The organism is Pseudomonas syringae (assembly GCF_023278085.1).
GTDB lineage: Bacteria > Pseudomonadota > Gammaproteobacteria > Pseudomonadales > Pseudomonadaceae > Aquipseudomonas > Aquipseudomonas syringae_Q.
In genome coordinates this window covers 4,839,723-4,860,812 of record NZ_CP066265.1, presented here as the reverse complement: position 1 = coordinate 4,860,812, position 21,090 = coordinate 4,839,723, and the positions used below count along the sequence as shown (strand labels likewise).

Genomic DNA, 21,090 nt, shown 5'->3' with positions numbered 1-21,090 from the left:
CGGGCCAGCGGTTAATGGGCCTCAATTAATCAGACGCAGCGGGCGGCACGTCATAGATAGTTATCGAACACACTGAAAGAGACGTTTCTTACAGTGTCTGACGAGCGCCTTGTGGGGACATTTCAGGCCGTCGAGCCAATCCTCGGCCATTACGTTATAATCCCGCCCTTTAGCTGCCCTCAGCCCGCTGTGCGGGGGCACACCTTTTCTCGGGCGCGATGCGCCTGTGTGCAGACAAAGAGGCTAGACCCAGTGGCATTGACGATCCTTGGCCTGTCCGGCGCCCTTAGCCATGATCCTTCCGCAGCGCTTTACATCGACGGCAAGCTGATAGCCGCCGCCGAAGAAGAGCGCTTCGTTCGCGACAAGCACGCAAAGAACCGCATGCCCTACGAGTCGGCGAAGTTCTGTCTGGAGCAGGCAGGCATCAAGCCATCGGATGTCGATGTGGTCGCGATTCCGTTCGCCCCGATCAGCCTGTTCGGCAAGGCGCGCTGGCACTATGCCAAGCGCTACTGGTACGCCCCGGATCGCGCCCTCGACGCGCTGCTGATGGGCAACCGCCGTTACAAACGCTATCGCAACAAGATTGTCTGGTGCCTTGAACAGCTGGGCTTCGATCCGAAAAAGATCAAGATCGAGCCGGTCGAGCATCACCTGGCCCACGCCTCCAGCGCGTACCACTGCTCCGGTTTCACCGAGAAAACCGCGATCATGGGCATCGACGGCAAGGGTGAGTACGCCACGACCTTCTTCGGCTATGGCGAAAACGGCAAGATCCACAAGATCAAGGAATTCTTCGATCCGGACTCGCTCGGCGGCCTGTACGGCGCGATCACCGAATTCCTCGGTTTCGAGATGCTCGACGGCGAATTCAAAGTGATGGGCATGGCGCCGTATGGCGACGCCAGCAAGTACGATTTTTCGCGTCTGGCAACGTTCGAGAATGGCGAGCTGATCATCAATACCGAACTGGCCAATGTCATTGGCCTGCGTCGTTATAAAGAAAACGGCAAGGGCTTCTATTTCTCGCCGAAGCTGATCGAATGGCTCGGTCCGAAACGCGTCGGCGATGTAGCCGACGAGCCGTACATTCATTACGCCGCCAGCATGCAGGCGCTGTTCGAAAAACTCGCGTTGCAGATGATGGACCACTACCTGGGCGACATCCTCAAGGAAACCGGCAAGATCGCCTTCGCCGGTGGCTGTGCGCTGAACGTCAAGCTCAACCAGCGCATCATCGCCCGTCCGGAAGTCAAGGAACTGTTCGTGCAGCCGGCGTCCGGCGATGCCGGTACGGCGGTCGGCGCTGCGGCTTATGTGTCGCATGCCCGTGGTGTACCGGTCGAGAAGATGGAGCACGTCTATCTCGGCCCGGCGTACAGCAACGAAGATGTGATCGCAGCCTGTGCCCGTCATCCGAGCAAGCCGGTCTGGCGCCAGATCGACAATACGCCGCAGCGGATTGCCGAGATCATGGTCAAGGGCAACCCGGTTGCCTGGTTCCAGGGCCGTATGGAGTTCGGTCCGCGCGCGCTCGGCGGTCGTTCGATCATCGGTTGTCCAAGCGTCACCGGGGTGGCTGACCGCATCAACCATCAGATCAAGTTCCGCGAGCGTTGGAGGCCTTTCTGCCCGTCGATGCTCGACACTGTTGCGCCGCAGATGATCAAGATCGATCACCCGGCGCCGTTCATGACGTTCACCTTCGAAGTCGCCGAAGAGTGGAAGACCCGCGTGCCGGAAGTCGTCCACGAAGACGGCACTTCGCGTGCCCAGGTGCTCAAGCGCGAGTACAACCCGCGCTACTACGACATGATGAAGGCGCTGGAAAACCTGACCGGCAACGGCGTGTCGCTGAACACCTCGCTGAACCGCCGTGGCGAACCGATGATCTGCTCGCCGACCGATGCCCTGAACATGTTCTTCGGCTCGGACCTGGAGTACCTGATCATGGAAGACATCCTCGTCGTCAAAGAGGGTGTGGACGGGCTGAGCCTTGACTGAGGTGCTGATCAGCGTCGTCATTCCGGCTTACAATTACGCCAGCACTTTGCCCCGCGCGGTCAATTCGGTGCTGGCGCAACTGGATCAGACCCGTGCCGAGCTCTGGGTGATCGACGATGGCTCGACCGATGCGACGCCGCAGGTACTGGAGCAGTTGCAGGCCGATAACCTGGGGCGTTTCAAGGTACTGCGCAAGCCCAATGGCGGACTGTCCTCGGTGCGCAATCGCGGCATCGCGGAGGCGCAGGGTCAGTTTCTGGTGTTCCTGGATGCCGATGACGAAATGGCCCCTGATGCGTTGCAGGCGTTGCTGCACCATATTGCCAGCCACCCCGACAGTCGTCTGATCATCGGTGGGCATTGGTCGGCATTCGACGATGGCCGCCGTTCTCTGCATACCCCCAAACCGCTGCCGGCCGATGCAGAGCAGCGTGTGCGCGGTTACCTGCTGGACAAGACCGTGTCGCTGTCGAACGGTGCCTGTGCCATGCATCGCGATGTGTTCAAGCCAGGGCTGTACCCGGAGCAGTTGCGTAACGCCGAAGACATTCCGGTGTTTGCCCAGGTGCTGGCGCGTTTTCCGTGCAGCGTGGTTGAAACGCCGCTGGCGATTATCCACAAGCATGCCGACAGCATGCGGCATGACCTCAAACAGAGCCTGGCTTCCGGGCTGAACGTGGTCGACGAAGTCTTCTCGCCCGAGCGCATGCCTGCCGAGCTGCAAAGCCTGCGTCAGTCTTATCTGGCCCAGCGCTGCCTGTCGCTGTTCCGTGATTGCTACAGTGCCGGTGATTACGCCAACGCGAAGATGTTTTATGCCAGGGCATTGCGCGCAGACTGGCGCTCACTCGCACGCTGGTCGTATACCCGCAAGGCTGCGCGGTTGCTGTTCAAGTGAGGGGCCTGGTCCGTTGAGCAAGTTGTCTGTTCTGGAAGAAGCGTGCCCGGCTGAAGGCAGTTGGGCGCTTCGGGCTCGTCAACTGGATCGCTATCGCTGGAAGATGCTGCGCGAGCGTCACGGGCTGCCAGGCAGCTGTCTGCGCATGGCGCGCGATGCGCTGGTGGATTTCGCGGTCGGTGTGCGGGCCCGGCTCTGTCTCGGTTTTTCCAGTAGCGGTGCGCTTGCCGATACGCTGCCATGCGACACGCTGCTGCTGCATTCGGCACCTAAATCCATGGCCTTGCAACGCAAGAACATCCTGATTGATGCCGTGCGCGCGCGTGGCTGGAATCTGCAGGAAGCTGCACTGCTGTCACCGTCTCTTGCTTGCGCCAAGGGTCAGTTGCTGGCTCCGGAGCAAGCAGTTCCGTTGCGCTATCTGGCCTATGCCGCCCACGCGCAATGGTTGGTGGCCCGCTATAACCCGCGTGTGCTGATCAACGAGCGCAACGGCAGTTATCACACCCCTTTCCTGCGTCTTGCTCTGGCGGCGCGCAATGCCCGGCTGCTGCACCTGGCGCACGCTACCACCCTCGAGTCGTCGCGCCGTCTGGGCATGAACGATTACGACTATTACGGTGTTTTCGGGCACAGCTCGCTGGTGGCGTTGCAGGAGCGACCGTTGCGCTTCGGCCAATCGACCGTGGTGCTGCTCGGCTCTTACCTGGCCGACGAAACCTACGATTTGCCGGTCGCCGACCCTGCTATCAAAACCCTGCTGGTGCTGGGTGTCGGGCCTGATCGCGAGAAGGAACCCGGCTACCTGCGCACCTATGAATTGCTGCGTGACTGGGCGCAACAACACCCGGATTACCGCATGCTGTTCAAGCGTCATCCGCGCAGCCGCGCACAGTTCTGGAGCGACTCGGCTGCCCGGCTGGACACTATCCGGTTGCTGGATACCGACTGCACGCTGGCCGAGGCCTTTGCGCAAGCCAGCGTAGTGATCAATATCATGTCCAACGCGGGCATCGAGTCGGGCCTCGCCGGGCGGCCGGTGATTCACGTCAATGCCGGCGACGATGTGGACATCTTCTCCCATGCGCTGTTTTTCGGTACTCAGGTGCGCGATGGCGAAGAGTTTTCCCGGCAGTTGCAGGCGCTTGAGCTGGATTACCAGCAGCACGTCGAACAGGCGCGGCGCTTTGCGGATTATCACCTGGTGTATGGCTCTCAGGGGCTGGCCAGAACCACGCAACTGATCGACGATCTGTTGCGCGGCCAGAGCCCTGAACATGACTTCGAAACCTTCGAACTGCCTGCCGCAGGCTGAACGCTAGCGGGTCAGGTTCACGCCTTGAGCGCCAGCGCCATGTCCGCTTCATTGCAGGCGCGCTGGTGGCTCAGGTAGTGCTCCATAAACTGGCGGTCCTGCAACAACCACTCACGGTCCGCGCGATAACGCAGCATGTGGCTGAAATTGCGCAAGCGCAGGCCTTTGCGCAGCGGCCTTGAATACAGGCGCAGATCAGCGATGTCGATAAGGCCCAGCGTGCCGTTCGGGGTGAGCACCACATTGCCCAGATGGGCGGAGCGAAAGTAGATGCCTTTTTCGTGCAGCCGGGCGATGAATTCGCCCAGTGCTGCGCGAAGAGTGTCCCGAGGCTCATCAAGCAATTGTCGCAAAGTGTGACCGGGCAGTGGGTCGTAGTGAACGGCGTCGCGTTCGATACCCGGAATGCGATAGACCTGCAGAACCTTGGGGCAGTCTATGCCACGCGCATGCAGCGCCTGGCAGTTATCGGCGAAGCGCTGGGCATAAGGTGCCCAGATAGCGGAGCTCAGCAAGCGTTTGCGGCGGAACAGCTTGAGCATCGTCCCGTTGGACAGGCGCAGAACCTTGTCTCCGTTACGGTCTGATTCAAGCACCTCGGCACCTTCACGCAGGTCGAGGTAGGCAGTATGGTCGAGCTTTTGCATCAAGGTTCCAGTGCGGGGCTGACGAGTGTGCGACCGGCATGTTACCGCAGTGCGCGTGCCGCAAAAAATCGTTGTGCTACAATCGCGCCAAATTTTTTAGATGCGCACCGCCGCGTTGCGACAGGGCCGTCCCCCGCTGGTCATATTTTCATACCGTTTTCGCCGAACCACGCCGCACTGTTTTTCATGTTGAAGCTGTCCTTCTGGTCACGAAACAACGCAGTGTCAGGCCTTCGGATTCACAGGGCTGTTGCGTGTGGTCACGTGCGCGCCGGCGGGTGGATGCATCCTTTTCGGACTCATCACGATGACAATGCTGTTCCTATCGATGGCCCGACACCAGGGCCTCTATTTCAACCGTCTGCTCAACGAGACCGACTTGCGTGGGCGGGTGGTCACATCACTCAACATGCCGTGGCCACGTGCATCCCGGATGGTGGTCACGCTTTCGCGCATCGACTTCGACGCGCTGGTCGACGAGAAATGCGAAGAGCGCCGGATCAAGAACAAGAGCGCCGGCTACCTGTATCGCCGGTTACTGCGCCTTGAACTGACCTGGGCAGCCCTGCGCATCCAGGCCTTGCTCGACCGCGAGCGCCCGGATGCGGTGGGCGTGTGGAACGGCGCTCATCGCTACTGCCGCCTGCTGATCGCGCTGGCCCCTCCCGAATGCAAGACCTTCTTTTTCGAAAACGGTCTGCTGCCCAACACGACGACCGTAGACCCGAAGGGCGTGAATTACCTTAATTCCATGCCTCGCGATCCGGCTTTTTACCTCGATTATCCGTACCCCGTGACCGAGCGACCGTCTGCTGCAGTGCTTGTCCCGCGCAAGCCGCGCAGTCGTGGGCCGGCACCGATCAAGCTGCCCGAGCGGTTCATCTTCATCCCGTTTCAGGATGATCGAGACACTCAGGTGCGACTGTTCTCGCCGTGGGTCAGGAACATGCGCGACATGTTTGCCGTGGGTGAGCGTCTGGCGGCAGAAACCGGCATGACGGTGATCTTCAAGGAGCATCCGTCGAGTCGCGAGAGCTATCCCGATCTGCACAAACGCGCATCGAAAAACGTGCTGTTTGCCAACGGTAACGTCACGCAACAGCTGATCGAGGCCAGCCAGTTCGTGGTGACGCTGAATTCGACGGTGGGTCTGGAGAGCTTGCTGCTGGGCAAGCCTGTCATGACGCTGGGCAAAGCCTTTTACAACATCGAAGGGCTGGTCTGCCATGCCGAAGATGCTGACCAGGCCGTCGCGCATGCCCGTGCATTCCCTGACTGGTCGCTCGATGAGCGCTTGCGGCGCAACTTTCTGCATTACCTGTCCGAGCACTACTGCATCAAGGGTGACTGGAAGTCGGCCGACAGGTCGCAACTGCGACGGGTCGCCAATCGCTTGTTGGGCAAGCCGAGATGTTGAGCGCTCTGTCGACAATGACGTGTGCGTCTTTTCCTCATTATCTTCAAGCCACGTTCAAGGTGCCCGAGTGTATTCTCCCGGGAGTCTGATGGCGGCAGGTCCTGCCATCCCCATAACGCAGGACCGCCGGTTGCACACAGTCGTTTGTGCGCTGCCAGTCTTGTAACGGGTTCACTGGTACAATCACCGTTTTATACGCACGAGGCGCGCCGAATGGCCAATTCCAACCAGCAATCGAGCATGAAGATATACCTGAGGTTGCTGAAATACGTGCTCCCTTACTGGGGCGCTTTCGCTATCAGTATTGTGGGTTTCGTATTGTTCGCCTCCAGCCAGCCGATGCTGGCCGACATGCTCAAGCACTTTCTGGATGCCTTGCAAAAGCCTGATGACACCAAGTTTCTCGGCTTTTCACTGGTGCTCGGTGTGCCGCTGCTGGTTGTGCTGATCGCCGTTTATCAGGGTATTGGCTCGTTCCTGGGCAACTACTACCTGGCCAAGGTCGCACGCGGTGTGGTCCATGACCTGCGTTGCGCGCTGTTCGATAACCTGCTGACGCTGCCCAACCGCTATTTCGACAACCACAACTCCGGCCATCTGATCTCGCGTATCACCTATAACGTGACCATGGTCACCGGTGCGGCCACGGATGCGATCAAAGTGGTGATCCGTGAGGGTCTCACGGTGGTCTTCCTGTTCGGTTATCTGCTGTACAGCAACTGGAAAATGACCCTGGTATTGCTGGCGATTCTGCCGTTCATTGCGGTGCTGGTGAGCAGCGCAAGCAAGAAATTCCGCAAGCAGAGCAAGAAGATTCAGGTGGCGATGGGCGATGTGACGCACGTTGCCTCGGAAACCATTCAGGGCTACCGCGTAGTCCGCAGTTTTGGCGGCGAGACTTACGAAACCGAGCGTTTCCACAAGGCCAGCGCCGATAACATGAACCGCAGCCTGGGCATGACGCGTACCCAGTCCATCTACACCCCGGTCCTGCAACTGGTCATCTACATCGGCATGGCGGTGCTGATGTACCTGGTTCTGTATCTGCGTGGCGATGCATCGGCGGGCGAACTGATTGCCTACATCACTGCTGCGGGTCTGCTGCCCAAGCCTATCCGTCAGTTGTCCGAAGTCAGCGCCACTATCCAGAAAGGCCTGGCGGGTGCGGAAAGCATCTTTGAACAGCTGGATGAAGCGCCGGAAATCGATACCGGCACCCAGACCCGAGAGCGGGTCAGCGGTCGTCTTGAAGTGCGTAATCTGAGCTTCCAGTATCCCGGCACCGAGAAGCTGGTGCTCGACGACATTTCCTTTACGGCCGAATCGGGCCAGATGGTCGCGCTGGTCGGCCGTTCAGGCAGTGGCAAGTCGACCCTGGCAAACCTGATTCCGCGGTTCTATCACCACGACAAGGGTCAGATATTGCTCGACGGCATCGACGTCGAAGACTACAAACTGGTCAATCTGCGTCGGCATATCGCGCTGGTCACCCAGCAGGTCACGCTGTTCAACGACACAGTCACCAACAACATTGCCTACGGTGATCTGGCCGGTGCGCCGATCGAAGATGTACGCAAGGCGTCTGAAGATGCCTACGCAGCCGAGTTCGTCGAGCAGATGCCGCAGGGCTACGAGACGCTGGTCGGTGAAAACGGCGTGCTGCTTTCCGGCGGTCAGCGCCAGCGTCTGGCGATTGCCCGGGCGCTGCTCAAGAACGCCCCGTTGCTCATTCTCGACGAAGCCACCTCGGCGCTCGATACCGAGTCCGAGCGTCATATCCAGTCTGCTCTGGATCAGGTCATGAAAGGCCGCACGACGCTGGTGATCGCGCATCGCCTGTCGACCATCGAGAAGGCTGACCTGATTCTGCTGATGGACAAGGGCCGGATTGTCGAGCGTGGCACCCACGATGAGCTGCTTGCCCTCAATGGTCTGTATGCACGTTTGCACGAGAAGGACTTCATCGAGGTAACAGGCGAGGTCGTGACGGCGGCGGAGTCCGACGTTTGATTCTGAGTTACTGGCGATCCTGGCGTGAGCGGGGCTGGACCCCGATTGATGCAAACGCTTACGCCGAAGCCTGGCACAGGCTGGGCGGCAGCGTGGCGACTCACCCTGATGTAGTGGGGCGGCTGTCGGCGCTGGCGGCGATTCCGGTGCAGTATCTGGGCTGGTTCGCGGACGGTCTGTTGTTGGCAGCCATGCCCGTCTGGGGGCGTCATCTGGCGCTGTCCAAAGATGTCCTCAAGCGAGAAGGCAAGCGTGGCCTGTTCGATCTGGGCAACGCAGAAATCATACTGCCTGTCGCCGAAGGTACAACCATAAGCCTGCGCCACAAGGTGCGCTATGTGTCCGAGCTCAATGTCGGCAACATCGCCGGTCTGCGCGAGCAGTCCGAAGGGCTGGCCATGGCGCGTGAACCCGAGGCCTACAGCAAGAAGTTTCGGTACAACCAGCGCCGCGAGCAGCGTCTGCTGGAAGAAGCGGGTGGCAGTATCCGGGCCATGCCTGAGCTGAGTGCCAGCGAGCAGGCGACCATTTATGCCGACCTGTTCCAGCGTCGCTGGAATTTCGAGGTGCCGGGCAAGGCGCACCTGGCCGAGGTGTTCAGCCTACTGCGCGAGTTCATGACCGGCTCGCTGATCTACCTGAACGACGAGCCTGTTGCCATCCAGATTCTCTACCGGGTAGAAGCCCCCAAATGGGTCAGCCTGGAATACGTCAACGGCGGGGTCGACCCGCAGAATCGCGAATTCAGCCCCGGCAGCGTACTCAGTTTCGTCAATACGCAGACGGCCTGGGAGCAGGCTCGTGCGACTGGCAAACCGCTACGCTACTCGTTCGGCCGCGCCGACCGGGAATACAAGGATCGCTGGTGCCACCGGGTCCCGGTCTACCAGATTTGAGCGAGATCACGCCGTCATGAGTGGACGCAAGCAACAGCTGCTTAAACGTCACCGCCAGCGCAAGCGGGTGATACTGATCTGTGCGGTGCTGGCTGCTGTGCTGTTCGGGCTATTCGTTGCCTGGTGGCCGCTGCCGCTTTTCCTGCTGCTCGGCTGGTTCGCCCACGAGGCGTGGTTCGCCGACCACCTGTTTTATGCACCCTCCGACGACTACCGCTATGACTTCCCCGAAGGCACGCCTCACTGCCCGGCTACGCTGGAAAACGGCAAGCTGACGATTGTGGGGGATGTGCTTGCGACTCAGACGCTGGTCCTCAAGGTGCGGATCAAGAGCCACTGGCTGGGGCGTTTTCTCGATCCACAGGTGTGGATTGGCGATGATCGCCAGGACATGGAGCGGGGCGTCGACGGCGAGCGCTTTCTCAATCTTTCGGGGCAAGGTCAGGCGCTGCTGGCCGGGCGGCTCACGCTGCGCGGACGCTTTTGCAGCCTGGCTGCGCAAGCCACTGTGTATGCACTGGATAATCCCGACTTCGCCGCACAGCGCCTGCTGATTGTCGCGCCACACGCCGACGATGCGGAGCTGGCAGCCTTCGGCCTTTACAGCCGCGCACCCGACGTGGCGATCGTGACGCTCACTCAGGGTGAAATCGAAGCCGACCATTATCGCGACATGGGCCTCAACGCTGCCGAGGCCGCGCGCCTCAAAGGCCGTCTGCGCAGTTGGGACAGCCTGGCTGTGCCGCTGTGGGGCGGGGTGGCGCAACAGCACTGTTTCCAGCTGGGGTATTTTTGCCTGAGGCTGAGCGAGATGGCCCGCAACCCGCAACAGGCTTTTGGTTCTCGTGAGTCTGGAGAAACCGACATCCGCGCAGTGCGTCGGCATAACAGCCTGAGCCTGCCAGGCGATGCCGATGGCCAGCCGCACTGGAACAATCTGGTGGCCGACCTGGCCCGGCTGCTGGAGCATCAGCGCCCGGAAGTGGTGCTGACGCCGCATCCGGAGCTTGATCCGCATGACGATCATGTCTCCAGTACCCGCGCCCTGATGGAAGCTATCGAGCTCAGTGCCTGGCGGCCACGGACATTACTGCTTTACGCCAACCACCTCCACGATAACGATCGCTGGCCCATGGGGCCTGCGGATTATGGTATCGCCTTGCCGCCCACTATCGAGCCGCTACCGGCCGACGGGCTGTGGAGCCCTTCGCTGGATGCCGCTGCCCGCATGGACAAGGCAATGGCGTTAGGCATGCAACACGACTTGCAGGGGCGTCCACCGCTGAAGCGCCGCATCCGCCGAATGATCCAGCGACTGCTGGCCGGTCGGCGCTGGCCTCGTACTGGCGAGGATGAGTTTTTCCGCAAGGCCGTGCGTCGACACGAGATTTTCTGGGTGCGGCCACTGCAGGCTGTGCCGCCCGATGACATCCGCTGAGCCGGTTGGCGCATCGCTGATGCGCGCTTTCTCTATGTTATTATTGCCGCCGCTTTTATCGCTCCCGGAGTTTTCATGAAGCTATCCATGCCGCGCTTTGATCAGGCCCCTGTCCTGGTGGTTGGCGATGTCATGCTCGACCGATACTGGCATGGTGGTACCTCGCGTATTTCCCCTGAAGCGCCAGTGCCGGTGGTCAAGGTCGATCAGATCGAGGATCGCCCCGGTGGCGCGGCCAACGTGGCCTTGAACATCGCGGCCCTGGGTGCTCCCGCATCGCTGGTCGGCGTTACGGGCGACGACGAGGCTGCAGAAAGCCTGTCCAACAGCCTGAAAGCGGCGGGTGTACTGGCGCGCTTCCAGCGCATTGCCAATCAGCCGACCATCGTCAAGTTGCGCGTCATGAGTCGCCATCAGCAGTTGCTGCGTATCGATTTCGAAGAGCCGTTCAACACCGACCCGCTGGCCCTTAGTGCAGAGGTTTACAGCTTGCTGGATGGCATCAAGGTGCTGGTCCTGTCGGATTACGGCAAGGGCGCGCTGAAGAACCATCAGGCCCTGATTCAGGCCGCCCGCAAGCGCGGCATCCCGGTGCTCGCCGACCCCAAGGGCAAGGACTTCGCGATCTATCGCGGTGCCAGCCTGATCACGCCAAACCTCAGCGAATTCGAAGCCATCGTCGGGCATTGTGAAGACGAGGCGCAACTGGTCACCAAAGGTGCGCAGTTGATGCAGGAGCTTGATCTGGGCGCACTGCTGGTGACCCGTGGCGAGCATGGCATGACCCTGCTGCGCCCTGATCAGCAGGCGCTGCACCTGCCAGCCCGTGCGCGTGAAGTGTTCGATGTGACCGGTGCTGGCGATACAGTCATTTCCACACTGGCGGCAGCGATTGCGGCGGGTGAGGAACTGCCGCACGCCGTGGCCCTGGCCAATCTGGCGGCAGGCATCGTGGTCGGCAAGCTGGGTACAGCCGCGATCAGCGCCCCGGAACTGCGTCGCGCCATCCAGCGCGAAGAAGGCTCAGAGCGCGGTGTGCTGGGCCTGGAGCAATTGCTGCTGGCCGTCGACGATGCGCGTGCGCACCAGGAAAAGATCGTTTTCACCAACGGCTGCTTCGACATTCTGCATGCCGGGCACGTGACCTATCTGGAACAGGCGCGTGCGCTGGGTGATCGTCTGATTGTTGCGGTCAACGACGACGCCTCGGTCAGCCGACTGAAAGGGCCGGGTCGTCCGATCAACAGCGTCGACCGGCGCATGGCGGTACTGGCCGGGCTGGGCGCGGTGGACTGGGTGATCAGCTTCCCTGAAGGCACACCGGAAAACCTGCTCGCTCACGTCAAACCGGACGTGCTGGTCAAAGGCGGTGATTACGGGGTCGAGCAGGTCGTCGGTGCCGATATCGTCCAAACTTACGGTGGCGAAGTGCAGGTGCTGGGGCTGGTTGAAAACAGCTCGACCACGGCTATCGTCGAGAAAATCCGGAGTCAGTAGCTGGGGAGCAGCTGCAAGCCTCAAGCTTCTAGCTTCTAGCTTCTAGCTTCTAGCTTCTAGCTTCTAGCTTCTAGCTTCTAGCTTCTAGCTTCTAGCTTCTAGCTTCTAGCTTCTAGCTTGAGGCTTGCAGCTTGCAGCTTGCAGCTTGCAGCTTGCAGCTCAAAGCTTGCCACTAATAGCCTGTATCAGCTCCCGGGCTTTGCCGGTCAGGCGTTTGAGGCCGGTCTTTTTCGGTGGCGGGGTCATGCCCTGCTGACGCAGCCAGTCCTTCCAGCGAATGCGTTCTTCGCGCACCACCCAGCCATCCTGCGCGGCAAAACTCTCTGCCAGATACAGCCCTCGGGTCGGGGCCGGGATCAGCTTGTCGCGCTTGAGCGTGTACAGCTCGGGCAGCGGCGCTCCGTTTTCCAGCGGCATCAGGTACAGGTCAGGCTTGCTGCGATTGAGGCGGGCGACCAGTTCGTCGTTTTCCAGCGCCTCATCGACGTGAAACAGGCTGACCGGGCGCGCCTCTTTGGGAATTTCCAGGCGCATGTCGTAGATCAATTGCAGCGAGGCGGTGGGCAGATGCACATAGGCCCTGGGCCGTTCCAGTAGCGTCAGGGTGCCGCTGCGCACTGGTCGCGCCGCACCGGACAACGGGCTCAGGCGAAAGGGCATGGCTTCGCGGTAATGCAGCGCTGCGGCATAGGGCGCAGGCAGCCAGGTGTCCTTGAAGCGCCCGCTGAGCCAGCCTTGGGGCGTTTCGATCAGGCACTCCTCGGCCACTTCCTGAATTGCGGTGTGCAGCGGCAGGCTCAGCTCATGGGCCGGAACGTAGCCGGAGATCAGCTTGAGCACCACGTCGCCACGGTCCTGACGCCGCTGGCGGACCAGCACCCAGTAGTCGCGGTTCTGCCAGCTGACGGTCAGGCGCACCGACACACCCAGGTTGGCCAGTTCGGTGGCGAAGCGCTCGGTGTCCGGCACGTCGATTTTGCGCCGCCGCTGCAAGGTCTGAGCGAAGTTCATCGGCATGCCGACGCTCTGGTAGGTCAGGTTTTCCGGGGTCGCTTCGACGAACAGTGGCAGGGTCTTGAAGTTGCTGGGGTTCTTGCGGATCAGTGTTCGCGGCATAACGGCTCCTTCTTGCGTTGGGGTCGGCCGCCTCAATCAGGCTTGGCGACAAATCACGGCAGCGGCAGTTGCAACGTTGTGCGCCAGGTGCATGGGGTTGATGGTCCCGACAATAGCACTGGCAACCCCCGGATGTTCAAACAGCAGCTGGAAGCTGGCCTGTACCGGGTCCATGCCCGGCGTCAGGCAGACATGACCACTGGCCAGTGCTTTCTTGACCAGGATGCCTTTGCCATGCGCGGCAGCGTAGTCCAGAACCGGTTTTTCATCCTGCTTGTCGAGGTTGTAAGTGACCATTGCACAGTCCCCTTCGCGCAATGCCAGCAGGCCGCCTTCGACGGTCTTGCCGGAAAAACCGAAGCCGCGGATCTTGCCTTCGCGCTTGAGATCAGCAAGCGTCTGGTACACCTCTGCGTCGTTGAGAATCGCCAGATCGTTGCCGTCCGAATGCACCAGGACCAGATCCAGAAAGTCAGTTTCAAGACGTTTCAGGCTGCGCTCCACCGAGCGGCGTGTGTGTTCAGCGCTGAAGTCATGGCTTGACTGACCGTTGTCGAATTCTTCGCCCACCTTGCTGACGATTACCCAGTCCTGACGCTGTCCACGCAGCAGCGGACCGAGGCGTTCTTCGCTGGTGCCATACGCCGGAGCGGTGTCGATCAGGTTGATGCCCATGTCACGGGCCATGCGCAGCAGCATCTGCGCCTGCTGGTCATCGGGGATCTTGAAGCCGCTGGGGTATTTGACGCCCACGTCGCGGCCCAGTTTGACGGTGCCCAGCCCCAGCGGCGAGACGCTCAGGCCGGTGCTGCCGAACGGGCGGTGCAGGTCATGCAGGGTTTTCAGGCTCATGGCAGCAGTTCATCCCATACAGGTATGGCCATTGGTGGCCTTGGCACATCCACCAGCGGTGCTTGCGGTGTCGGATGGATACCGTCTCTCGACAGCTGGGACAAGACCCGATCGGCGAAGTCCGGTGCCAGTGCGAGCTTGGTCGGCCAGCCGATCATCAGGCGATGCTGGCTGTCGAGAAAGGCGTTGTCCGGGCGCACCAGTCCCGATTGTGCAGGCTCGGCGCGATCCACCCGCAGCGTCGCCCACTGCGCCTGGCTCAGATCGACCCACGGCAGCAGGGCTTCGAGTTCTTTGCGAGCAACGGCAATCTGCGCGCTCGGCTCGCGTGCCACGCCATCGGCTTCGGCCAGGTCGCCGCCCAGGTACCACACGCACTGGCCATCAGCCGCAGGATGCGTGGTGACCGTGATGCGCGGCTTGGGCCCGCCGCCCAGGCAGTGGGCGAACAGCGGTTTGAGGGTCGGCCCCTTGACCAGCACCATGTGCAGCGGGCGGCGCTGCATTTGCGGTTGCGCCACGCCCAGTGCGTTCAACAGCTCGGCATTGCCCCCCCCCGCGCTGAGCACGATACGCTGGGCATGAATATCGCGACCGTCGACGCGCAGGCCGATCAGCTCATCAGCTTCGTACAGCGGCTCGATTTTCTGCCCGGCCAACAGGCTGTCGCCCGCGAGTTCTGCGAGTCGTTCGATCAGGCTTGGCACGTCGACCACCAGTTCCGCCAGTCGATAGACCTTGCCCTTGAATTTCGGGTTTTGCAGAGCGGGCGGCAGTTGCTCGCCCTTGACCTGATCCACGCGACCGCGCACCGCCTTGCTGGCGAAAAAGCTGGTCAGGTTGCCCGCAATGGTGCCCGGCGACCACAGGTAATGGGCCTCGGACAGCAGGCGTACGCCAGACAGATCCAGTTCGCCCTTGCCGTCAAGCGCTTCACGCCAGCGGCGCGGCATGTCGGCAATGGCTTCCGAGGCGCCAGACAGCGCGCCGTGCAGTGCGTACTTGGCGCCACCGTGAATGATCCCCTGCGACTTGAGGCTCTGCCCGCCACCCAGGCTGGCGCTTTCTACCAGCACTGTCGAGAACCCTTGACGACGCAACCGGGCATTGAGCCAGAGACCGGCTACGCCAGCCCCGACAATCAGGACGTCAGTGGAAATAACCGATGGCATGAGCACCTCAGTGAGCAAAAAGTACGAGCATTATAAGGGATCAGGTTTTCAATGCCCGGCGGTTTTCGAGAACAACTGGATGACCGCCACCCCTGCGACAATCATCCCCATGCCCAACAGCGCGGGCAGATCGAGTTTCTGGCCGTAGATAAAGAACGCTGCGATGCTGACCATGACGATGCCCATCCCCGACCAGATGGCATAAGTGATACCGACCGGAATCGTGCGCATCACCAGGATCAGCATCCAGAACGCAATCGCGTAGCCGGTGATCAGCAGTATCAAGGGCAGGGGGGTACTGAATCCCTTGACCGCTTTCATGGAGGTGGTGGCGATGACTTCCGCGCAAACGGCGATGGCCAATAGGTAGTAAGCGTTCATGGTGCATTCCTTTTCGTCAGGCTGCGCATTCTAGCGACTTGTGATGGCGGGCTGATAAACTCCGCGCCCATGAATAGAACCCTTTATACCGTGCTGTTTCATCTCGGCCTGCCGCTGGTCGCACTGCGCCTGTGGCTGCGTGCGCGCAAGGCCCCGGCGTATCGCCAGCGTATCGGCGAACGCTTCGCCAGAGGCCTGCCGGCCATGCAGCACGGCGGCGTCTGGGTACACGCGGTGTCGGTCGGCGAAAGCATTGCAGCCGCGCCGATGATTCGTGCGCTGCTGGCGCAATACCCGCAGTTACCGATCACTGTGACTTGCATGACGCCCACAGGTTCGGAGCGAATCAAGGCGCTGTTCGCCAGCGAGCCGCGCATTCAGCATTGCTACCTGCCGTATGACCTGCCGTGGGCCGCTGGGCGTTTTCTCGATCATGTGCAGCCGCGTCTGGGCATCATCATGGAGACTGAACTGTGGCCCAACCATATTCATCAGTGTGCCAGGCGCGGGATTCCCGTGGTGCTGGCCAATGCGCGGTTGTCGGAGCGTTCGGCGCGCGGCTACGCGCGTTTTGCCAGGCTGACCCGGCCGATGCTGTCGGCAATGGCCTGGTTTGCGGTGCAGACTGAAGCCGAAGCGCAGCGCTTTCGTGATCTGGGTGCGCGTCCCGAGTGCGTTACGGTGACGGGTTCGATCAAGTTCGACCTGAGCATCGACCCGCAACTGCTGGAGCGCGCTGCGCAGTTGCGTGAGCAATGGCAGGCGACACAGCGTCCGGTATGGATCGCCGCCAGCACCCATGCTGGCGAGGACGAAAGCGTTCTTTCAGCCCATCGCACGCTACTGACGAGCCATCCCGATGCGCTGCTGATTCTGGTGCCGCGTCATCCCGAGCGCTTCGACAGCGTGCATGCACTGTGTCAGCAGCAAGGCTTTGCGACAGTTCGGCGCTCTACTGCGCAACCTGTCACGCCAGACGCCTCGGTGCTGCTGGGCGATACCATGGGCGAATTGCTGTTTCTCTATGCGCTGGCCGATATCGCCTTCGTGGGGGGCAGCCTGGTGCCGAATGGTGGACATAACCTGCTGGAACCTGCGGCATTGGCCAAGCCGATACTGAGCGGCCCGCACCTGTTCAACTTTCTTGAGATTGCCGCAAAGCTGCGCAATGCCGGTGCCCTGGAAGAAGTCAGTGACGCGACCACACTCGCCGCTGTCGTGCAGCGCCTGATCGACCAGCCGGAACTGGCCCGCGGCATGGCCGAGGCTGGGCTTGCGGTGATGAAAGCCAATCAAGGTGCGCTGCAGCGCTTGCTGGACGGGATAGGGCGGTTGATAGCCCGGCGCTGAATCGGGGAGGACGCAGAGCGTCCAGAACTGCATACCGACGCAGAGCGTCGGCACGATAGTTGAGATTCTCGTTCCTCACGCCTGTGCAGACGCCTATCGTTCCTCACGCTCCAGTGCGGGAATGCCTTGGGTGACGCTCCGCGTCACACATCTGGCCCGCGCTGCATGACTAAAAGCATCCAGAACGGCCAGCAACCTCAGCGTTGCGCCGGCCGCTCGAAATTCTTCTGCGCCGCCGTCGCCAGGTCGGGTGGCAGGAAGTCCTTGTCCGGGTTGTAGTCAGGCTTGAGGTAGCGCGACAGGTCCTGCAGGTCGCCGGGGTTCAGGGTGCCTGCTGCCTGTTTGAGGCGCAGGTTGTCGAGGATGTAGTCATAGCGCGTGTTGTTGTAATCACGCACCGAAGCGTACAGCTGGCGCTGCGCATCCAGTACGTCGACGATGTTGCGCGTACCGACCTGATAGCCGATTTCCGTGGCTTCCAGCGCGCTCTGGTTGGAAATGATCGACTGCTTGCGCGCCTGGACCTGCTCCACATCAGTGTTCACAGCACGGTGCAGGTTGCGGGTGTTTTCCACCACCTGACGGCGCAGGCTTTCACGACGCTGCTCGCTCTGGCTCAACCGCGAATAAGCCTCGCGTACCTGCGAGCTGGTCAAACCGCCGCTATAGATCGGGATATTCAACTGCACGCCAATGCTGCGCTGCTCGACATCGCCGCCGTAATTGCGGCCGGTGTAGTTGGGGTTGCTGAAACCGAGGGCGTCGTTGTCGCCACGCTGATAGGTGGCCACGGCGTCCAGTGTCGGTGCGTGCCCGGCCTTGCGCTGACGCAAGGTTTCTTCGGCGGCGCTGACCGCGTAGTTACTGGCCAGCAGATTGAGGTTCTGCTGCGCGGCGGTGTCGACCCAGGCTTTGGCGTCATTGGGTGTTGGCGCGAGCACCGGCAACGTGTGCACGATGCCTTCGATGGAGTTGTATTCACGATTGGTCAGCGTCACCAGTGCCTGAAAGGCATCGTCCACCTGACGCTTGGCAAGCAGCCGGCCGGCGCGGGAGGTGTCATAGCTGGCCTGGGCTTGCAGCACATCGGTCTTGTCCGACAGGCCGACATCGAAGCGCTCATTTGCCTGATCCAGCTGGCGTTTGAATGCCGCTTCCTCTGCCTTGGTCGACGCCAGGTTGTCCTGCGCACGCAACACGTTGAAATAGCTTTGCGCCGATTGCAGGATCAGGTTCTGTTCAGTGGCCGACAGCTCCAGCGCCGCCTGTTCGTTACTCGCTTCGGCAGCCTGCAACTGGAACCAGCGGTCGGCGCGGAAGATCGGCTGGCTCAGTGTGGCTTGATAGACATTGCCGCTGCGCGTGGCCACGGCTCGGGGCTGGTCGATGCTGGTGCGCGTGTTGCTGTTCTGCACGCTCCCGGAAATATTCGGCAGCAGACCGGCACGCGCTTGCGGCACGACTTCCTTGCGGGCGTCGTAATCGGCGCGCGAGGCGGCGAGGTCGGCGTTGTTGTCAACCGCTTGCTGGTAAACATTCAGCAGGCCGGTCTGGGTAGGCATTGGCAAGTCGGCTGCCCAGGTCAGCCCGCTGGACGCAAACGAAACGGCCACAACCAACGAAAGTTTGCGCAACATGAGGCATTCCCTGTTCATGAAGAAAGTAATCACAGTTTGAAAAAAACCGGGCTAGCGAGTGTAGAGCCAGACGCTTTTGGCAACAATCGTCGATTCACGCCATTTATCGAGGTCTGTGCAAATAGGCTGGCATTGCGACCGCGCCCCGTCATAGACTGACCGCGTTCTTGTCGGGGTGCCTTGCTATGAGGCTGAGATCGGTTAAACCGGATCCCGTTGAACCTGATCAGGTTAGCGCCTGCGTAGGGAACAAGATTTCTCGTCTCCCGGCGAGTCCTCTTGAGTTTCGTCCGGGGTCGATTGTTCAAATAATGAACAGTTCCGCCTCCTTTCGATACTCAGCACCAGCACTGGTGCATCCGTCCGTCATGATCAGGTCACTCCGACAATAAATCCGCAACCGGATGTCTGGAGAGCCCGTGATGAGTACAACACTAAAAAACACAGCCCATTTGAGCGAGTCGGCGCAGGTCGATTCCGGATCGGTACAGCCCTTTACCCGTTCGCAGAAAATCTACGTTCAGGGCTCGCGCCCGGACATTCGCGTGCCGATGCGCGAAATCACTCTGGATGTCACACCGACCGACTTTGGCGGCGAAATCAACGCCCCGGTCACGGTTTATGACACCTCCGGCCCCTATACCGACCCCAACGTGATCATCGACGTGCGCAAAGGTCTGGCTGACGTACGCTCGCCGTGGATCGATTCGCGCAATGACACCGAACGCCTGCCTGGCCTGACCTCCAATTTTGGCCAGCAACGCTTGAGCGACGCCGAACTGACCGCGCTGCGTTTTGCCCATGTGCGCAACCCGCGCCGCGCCAAGGCAGGTGCCAACGTCAGCCAGATGCACTATGCGCGTCAGGGCATCATCACCGCCGAGATGGAATACGTCGCCATCCGCGAGAACATGAAGCTTCAGGAAGCCCGCGCCGCCGGTCTGCTGACCCAGCAACATGCCGGGCACAGCTTTGGTGCCAGCGTCCCGAAGGAAATCACCGCCGAGTTCGTGCGCGAAGAGATCGCCCGTGGCCGCGCCATCATCCCGGCCAACATCAATCACGTCGAGCTGGAGCCGATGATCATCGGCCGTAACTTCCTGGTGAAGATCAACGGCAATATCGGCAATAGCGCGCTGGGTTCTTCGATTGAAGAAGAAGTCGCCAAGCTGACCTGGGGCATTCGCTGGGGTTCGGACACGGTCATGGACTTGTCCACTGGCAAGCACATTCACGAAACCCGCGAATGGATCATCCGCAACTCGCCGGTGCCGATCGGCACCGTGCCGATCTATCAGGCGCTGGAAAAAGTCGGTGGCGCGGCCGAGGACCTGACCTGGGAACTGTTCCGCGACACGCTGATCGAGCAGGCCGAGCAGGGTGTCGATTACTTCACCATCCACGCCGGCGTGCTGCTGCGTTACGTGCCGCTGACCGCCAAGCGTGTGACCGGAATTGTCAGCCGTGGCGGTTCGATCATGGCCAAGTGGTGCTTGGCGCATCACCAGGAAAACTTCCTGTACACCCATTTCGAAGACATCTGCGAAATCATGAAAGCCTACGACGTCAGCTTCTCGCTGGGTGATGGCTTGCGTCCGGGCTCGATTGCCGACGCCAACGATGCGGCACAATTCGGTGAACTGGAAACCCTCGGCGAACTGACCAAAATCGCCTGGAAGCACGACGTGCAGACCATGATCGAAGGCCCCGGCCATGTGCCGATGCAGTTGATCAAGGAGAACATGGACAAGCAGCTGGAATGCTGCGACGAAGCGCCGTTCTACACCCTGGGCCCGCTGACCACCGATATTGCGCCAGGTTACGACCACATCACGTCGGGCATCGGCGCGGCAATGATCGGCTGGTTCGGCTGCGCCATGCTGTGCTACGTCACCCCCAAGGAACACCTGGGGCTGCCGAACAAGGATGACGTGAAGACCGGGATCATCACCTACAAGATCGCGGCCCACGCGGCGGATCTGGCCAAAGGGCATCCGGGTGCGCAGATCCGCGACAATGCGCTGAGCAAGGCGCGCTTCGAGTTTCGCTGGGAAGACCAGTTCAACCTCGGCCTGGACCCAGACACCGCACGCTCGTACCACGACGAGACCCTGCCCAAGGACTCGGCCAAGGTCGCGCACTTCTGTTCCATGTGCGGGCCGAAATTCTGCTCGATGAAAATCACCCAGGAAGTACGTGAATACGCGGCCAACCAGCGGATTGAAGCTGTGGACGTCGACGTCGCCAAAGGCCTCGCCGAACAGGCCGAACGCTTCAAGCAGGAGGGTAGTCAGCTGTACAAGAAGGTGTAGAGCATGACTCTCCTTATCTGGCGCGGCACAGATTTGTGACGCGGAGCGTCACCCAAGGCGTTCCCACGCTGGAGCGTGAGGAACGATAGTCCGTAACTATCGTACCCATGCTCCGCGCTCACGGTTATACACAAGCCTTGAGATG

16 protein-coding genes and 1 riboswitch are annotated in these 21,090 nt (G+C 60.9%); of the genes, 10 read left to right on the top strand and 6 right to left on the bottom strand.

Annotation, left to right across the window (positions count from 1 at the left end; all coding sequences use genetic code 11):
• Positions 1–252 precede the first annotated feature (252 nt).
• Genes I9H07_RS21640 through I9H07_RS21630 form a run of 3 tightly spaced genes read left to right on the top strand, consistent with a single transcriptional unit; the run spans position 253 to position 4,220 of the window.
• The gene (locus I9H07_RS21640; RefSeq protein ID WP_236424224.1) at positions 253–2,007 is read left to right on the top strand and encodes a carbamoyltransferase family protein; all 1,755 of its coding nucleotides are present in this window, start codon (positions 253–255) and stop codon (positions 2,005–2,007) included.
• Positions 2,000–2,905 carry a glycosyltransferase family 2 protein gene (locus tag I9H07_RS21635; RefSeq protein ID WP_236424226.1) on the top strand — a complete coding sequence of 302 codons (906 nt, stop codon included), beginning with the start codon at positions 2,000–2,002 and terminating at the stop codon, positions 2,903–2,905. Before I9H07_RS21640 ends, I9H07_RS21635 begins: the two co-directional genes overlap by 8 nt.
• Before the next feature lie 13 nt (positions 2,906–2,918).
• Positions 2,919–4,220 carry a capsule biosynthesis protein gene (locus I9H07_RS21630; RefSeq protein ID WP_236424228.1) on the top strand — a complete coding sequence of 434 codons (1,302 nt, stop codon included), beginning with the start codon at positions 2,919–2,921 and terminating at the stop codon, positions 4,218–4,220.
• 17 nt (positions 4,221–4,237) lie between these two features.
• On the opposite strand, the gene I9H07_RS21625 is transcribed toward I9H07_RS21630, so the two are convergent.
• Complete coding sequence (locus I9H07_RS21625) at positions 4,238–4,867, bottom strand: toluene tolerance protein (RefSeq protein WP_024674263.1); 630 nt, start codon at positions 4,865–4,867, stop codon at positions 4,238–4,240.
• 307 nt (positions 4,868–5,174) lie between these two features.
• Between I9H07_RS21625 and I9H07_RS21620 the strand changes: the two genes are divergently transcribed.
• The 5 genes from I9H07_RS21620 (at position 5,175) to hldE (ending at position 12,125) form a co-directional block, all read left to right on the top strand.
• The gene (locus I9H07_RS21620) at positions 5,175–6,284 is read left to right on the top strand and encodes a capsular biosynthesis protein (protein WP_235591766.1); all 1,110 of its coding nucleotides are present in this window, start codon (positions 5,175–5,177) and stop codon (positions 6,282–6,284) included.
• A gap of 213 nt (positions 6,285–6,497) precedes the next feature.
• A complete protein-coding gene (msbA, locus tag I9H07_RS21615) occupies positions 6,498–8,294 on the top strand; it encodes a lipid A export permease/ATP-binding protein MsbA (protein ID WP_024674261.1) in 1,797 nt (598 codons plus the stop codon).
• Positions 8,294–9,190, top strand: coding sequence for a GNAT family N-acetyltransferase (locus tag I9H07_RS21610; RefSeq protein ID WP_236424255.1), 897 nt, complete (start codon positions 8,294–8,296; stop codon positions 9,188–9,190). The genes msbA and I9H07_RS21610 overlap by 1 nt, the downstream gene beginning before the upstream one ends.
• A gap of 16 nt (positions 9,191–9,206) precedes the next feature.
• A complete protein-coding gene (locus I9H07_RS21605) occupies positions 9,207–10,628 on the top strand; it encodes a PIG-L deacetylase family protein (RefSeq protein ID WP_236424230.1) in 1,422 nt (473 codons plus the stop codon).
• Between the two features lie 75 nt (positions 10,629–10,703).
• Positions 10,704–12,125, top strand: a complete 1,422-nt coding sequence (gene hldE / locus I9H07_RS21600; RefSeq protein ID WP_236424231.1) for a bifunctional D-glycero-beta-D-manno-heptose-7-phosphate kinase/D-glycero-beta-D-manno-heptose 1-phosphate adenylyltransferase HldE — start codon at positions 10,704–10,706, stop codon at positions 12,123–12,125.
• A 159-nt stretch (positions 12,126–12,284) separates the two neighbouring features.
• Here the strand turns inward: hldE and I9H07_RS21595 are convergent, their stop codons facing one another.
• From I9H07_RS21595 to I9H07_RS21580, 4 genes are read right to left on the bottom strand one after another with little or no spacing between them, the layout of a single operon-like run.
• Positions 12,285–13,241, bottom strand: a complete 957-nt coding sequence (locus I9H07_RS21595; RefSeq protein ID WP_024674257.1) for a hypothetical protein — start codon at positions 13,239–13,241, stop codon at positions 12,285–12,287.
• A gap of 36 nt (positions 13,242–13,277) precedes the next feature.
• Positions 13,278–14,093, bottom strand: coding sequence for an aldo/keto reductase (locus tag I9H07_RS21590; RefSeq protein ID WP_236424232.1), 816 nt, complete (start codon positions 14,091–14,093; stop codon positions 13,278–13,280).
• Positions 14,090–15,265 (bottom strand): NAD(P)/FAD-dependent oxidoreductase, encoded by a 1,176-nt coding sequence (locus I9H07_RS21585; protein ID WP_024674255.1) that lies wholly within the window; start codon positions 15,263–15,265, stop codon positions 14,090–14,092. The genes I9H07_RS21590 and I9H07_RS21585 overlap by 4 nt, the downstream gene beginning before the upstream one ends.
• A 48-nt stretch (positions 15,266–15,313) precedes the next feature.
• Positions 15,314–15,646 carry an SMR family transporter gene (locus tag I9H07_RS21580; RefSeq protein ID WP_007251975.1) on the bottom strand — a complete coding sequence of 111 codons (333 nt, stop codon included), beginning with the start codon at positions 15,644–15,646 and terminating at the stop codon, positions 15,314–15,316.
• Between the two features lie 69 nt (positions 15,647–15,715).
• On the opposite strand from I9H07_RS21580, the gene waaA reads away from it, so the two are divergent.
• The gene (waaA, locus tag I9H07_RS21575; RefSeq protein WP_236424234.1) at positions 15,716–16,996 is read left to right on the top strand and encodes a lipid IV(A) 3-deoxy-D-manno-octulosonic acid transferase; all 1,281 of its coding nucleotides are present in this window, start codon (positions 15,716–15,718) and stop codon (positions 16,994–16,996) included.
• Between the two features lie 197 nt (positions 16,997–17,193).
• On the opposite strand, the gene I9H07_RS21570 is transcribed toward waaA, so the two are convergent.
• Positions 17,194–18,633 carry a TolC family outer membrane protein gene (locus I9H07_RS21570; RefSeq protein WP_236424236.1) on the bottom strand — a complete coding sequence of 480 codons (1,440 nt, stop codon included), beginning with the start codon at positions 18,631–18,633 and terminating at the stop codon, positions 17,194–17,196.
• Between the two features lie 161 nt (positions 18,634–18,794).
• Positions 18,795–18,899: riboswitch (TPP riboswitch) on the top strand.
• A 156-nt stretch (positions 18,900–19,055) separates the two neighbouring features.
• Here I9H07_RS21570 and thiC point away from each other — a divergent pair.
• Positions 19,056–20,945, top strand: a complete 1,890-nt coding sequence (gene thiC, locus I9H07_RS21565; RefSeq protein WP_024673638.1) for a phosphomethylpyrimidine synthase ThiC — start codon at positions 19,056–19,058, stop codon at positions 20,943–20,945.
• The last annotated feature ends 145 nt before the right edge of the window (positions 20,946–21,090 follow it).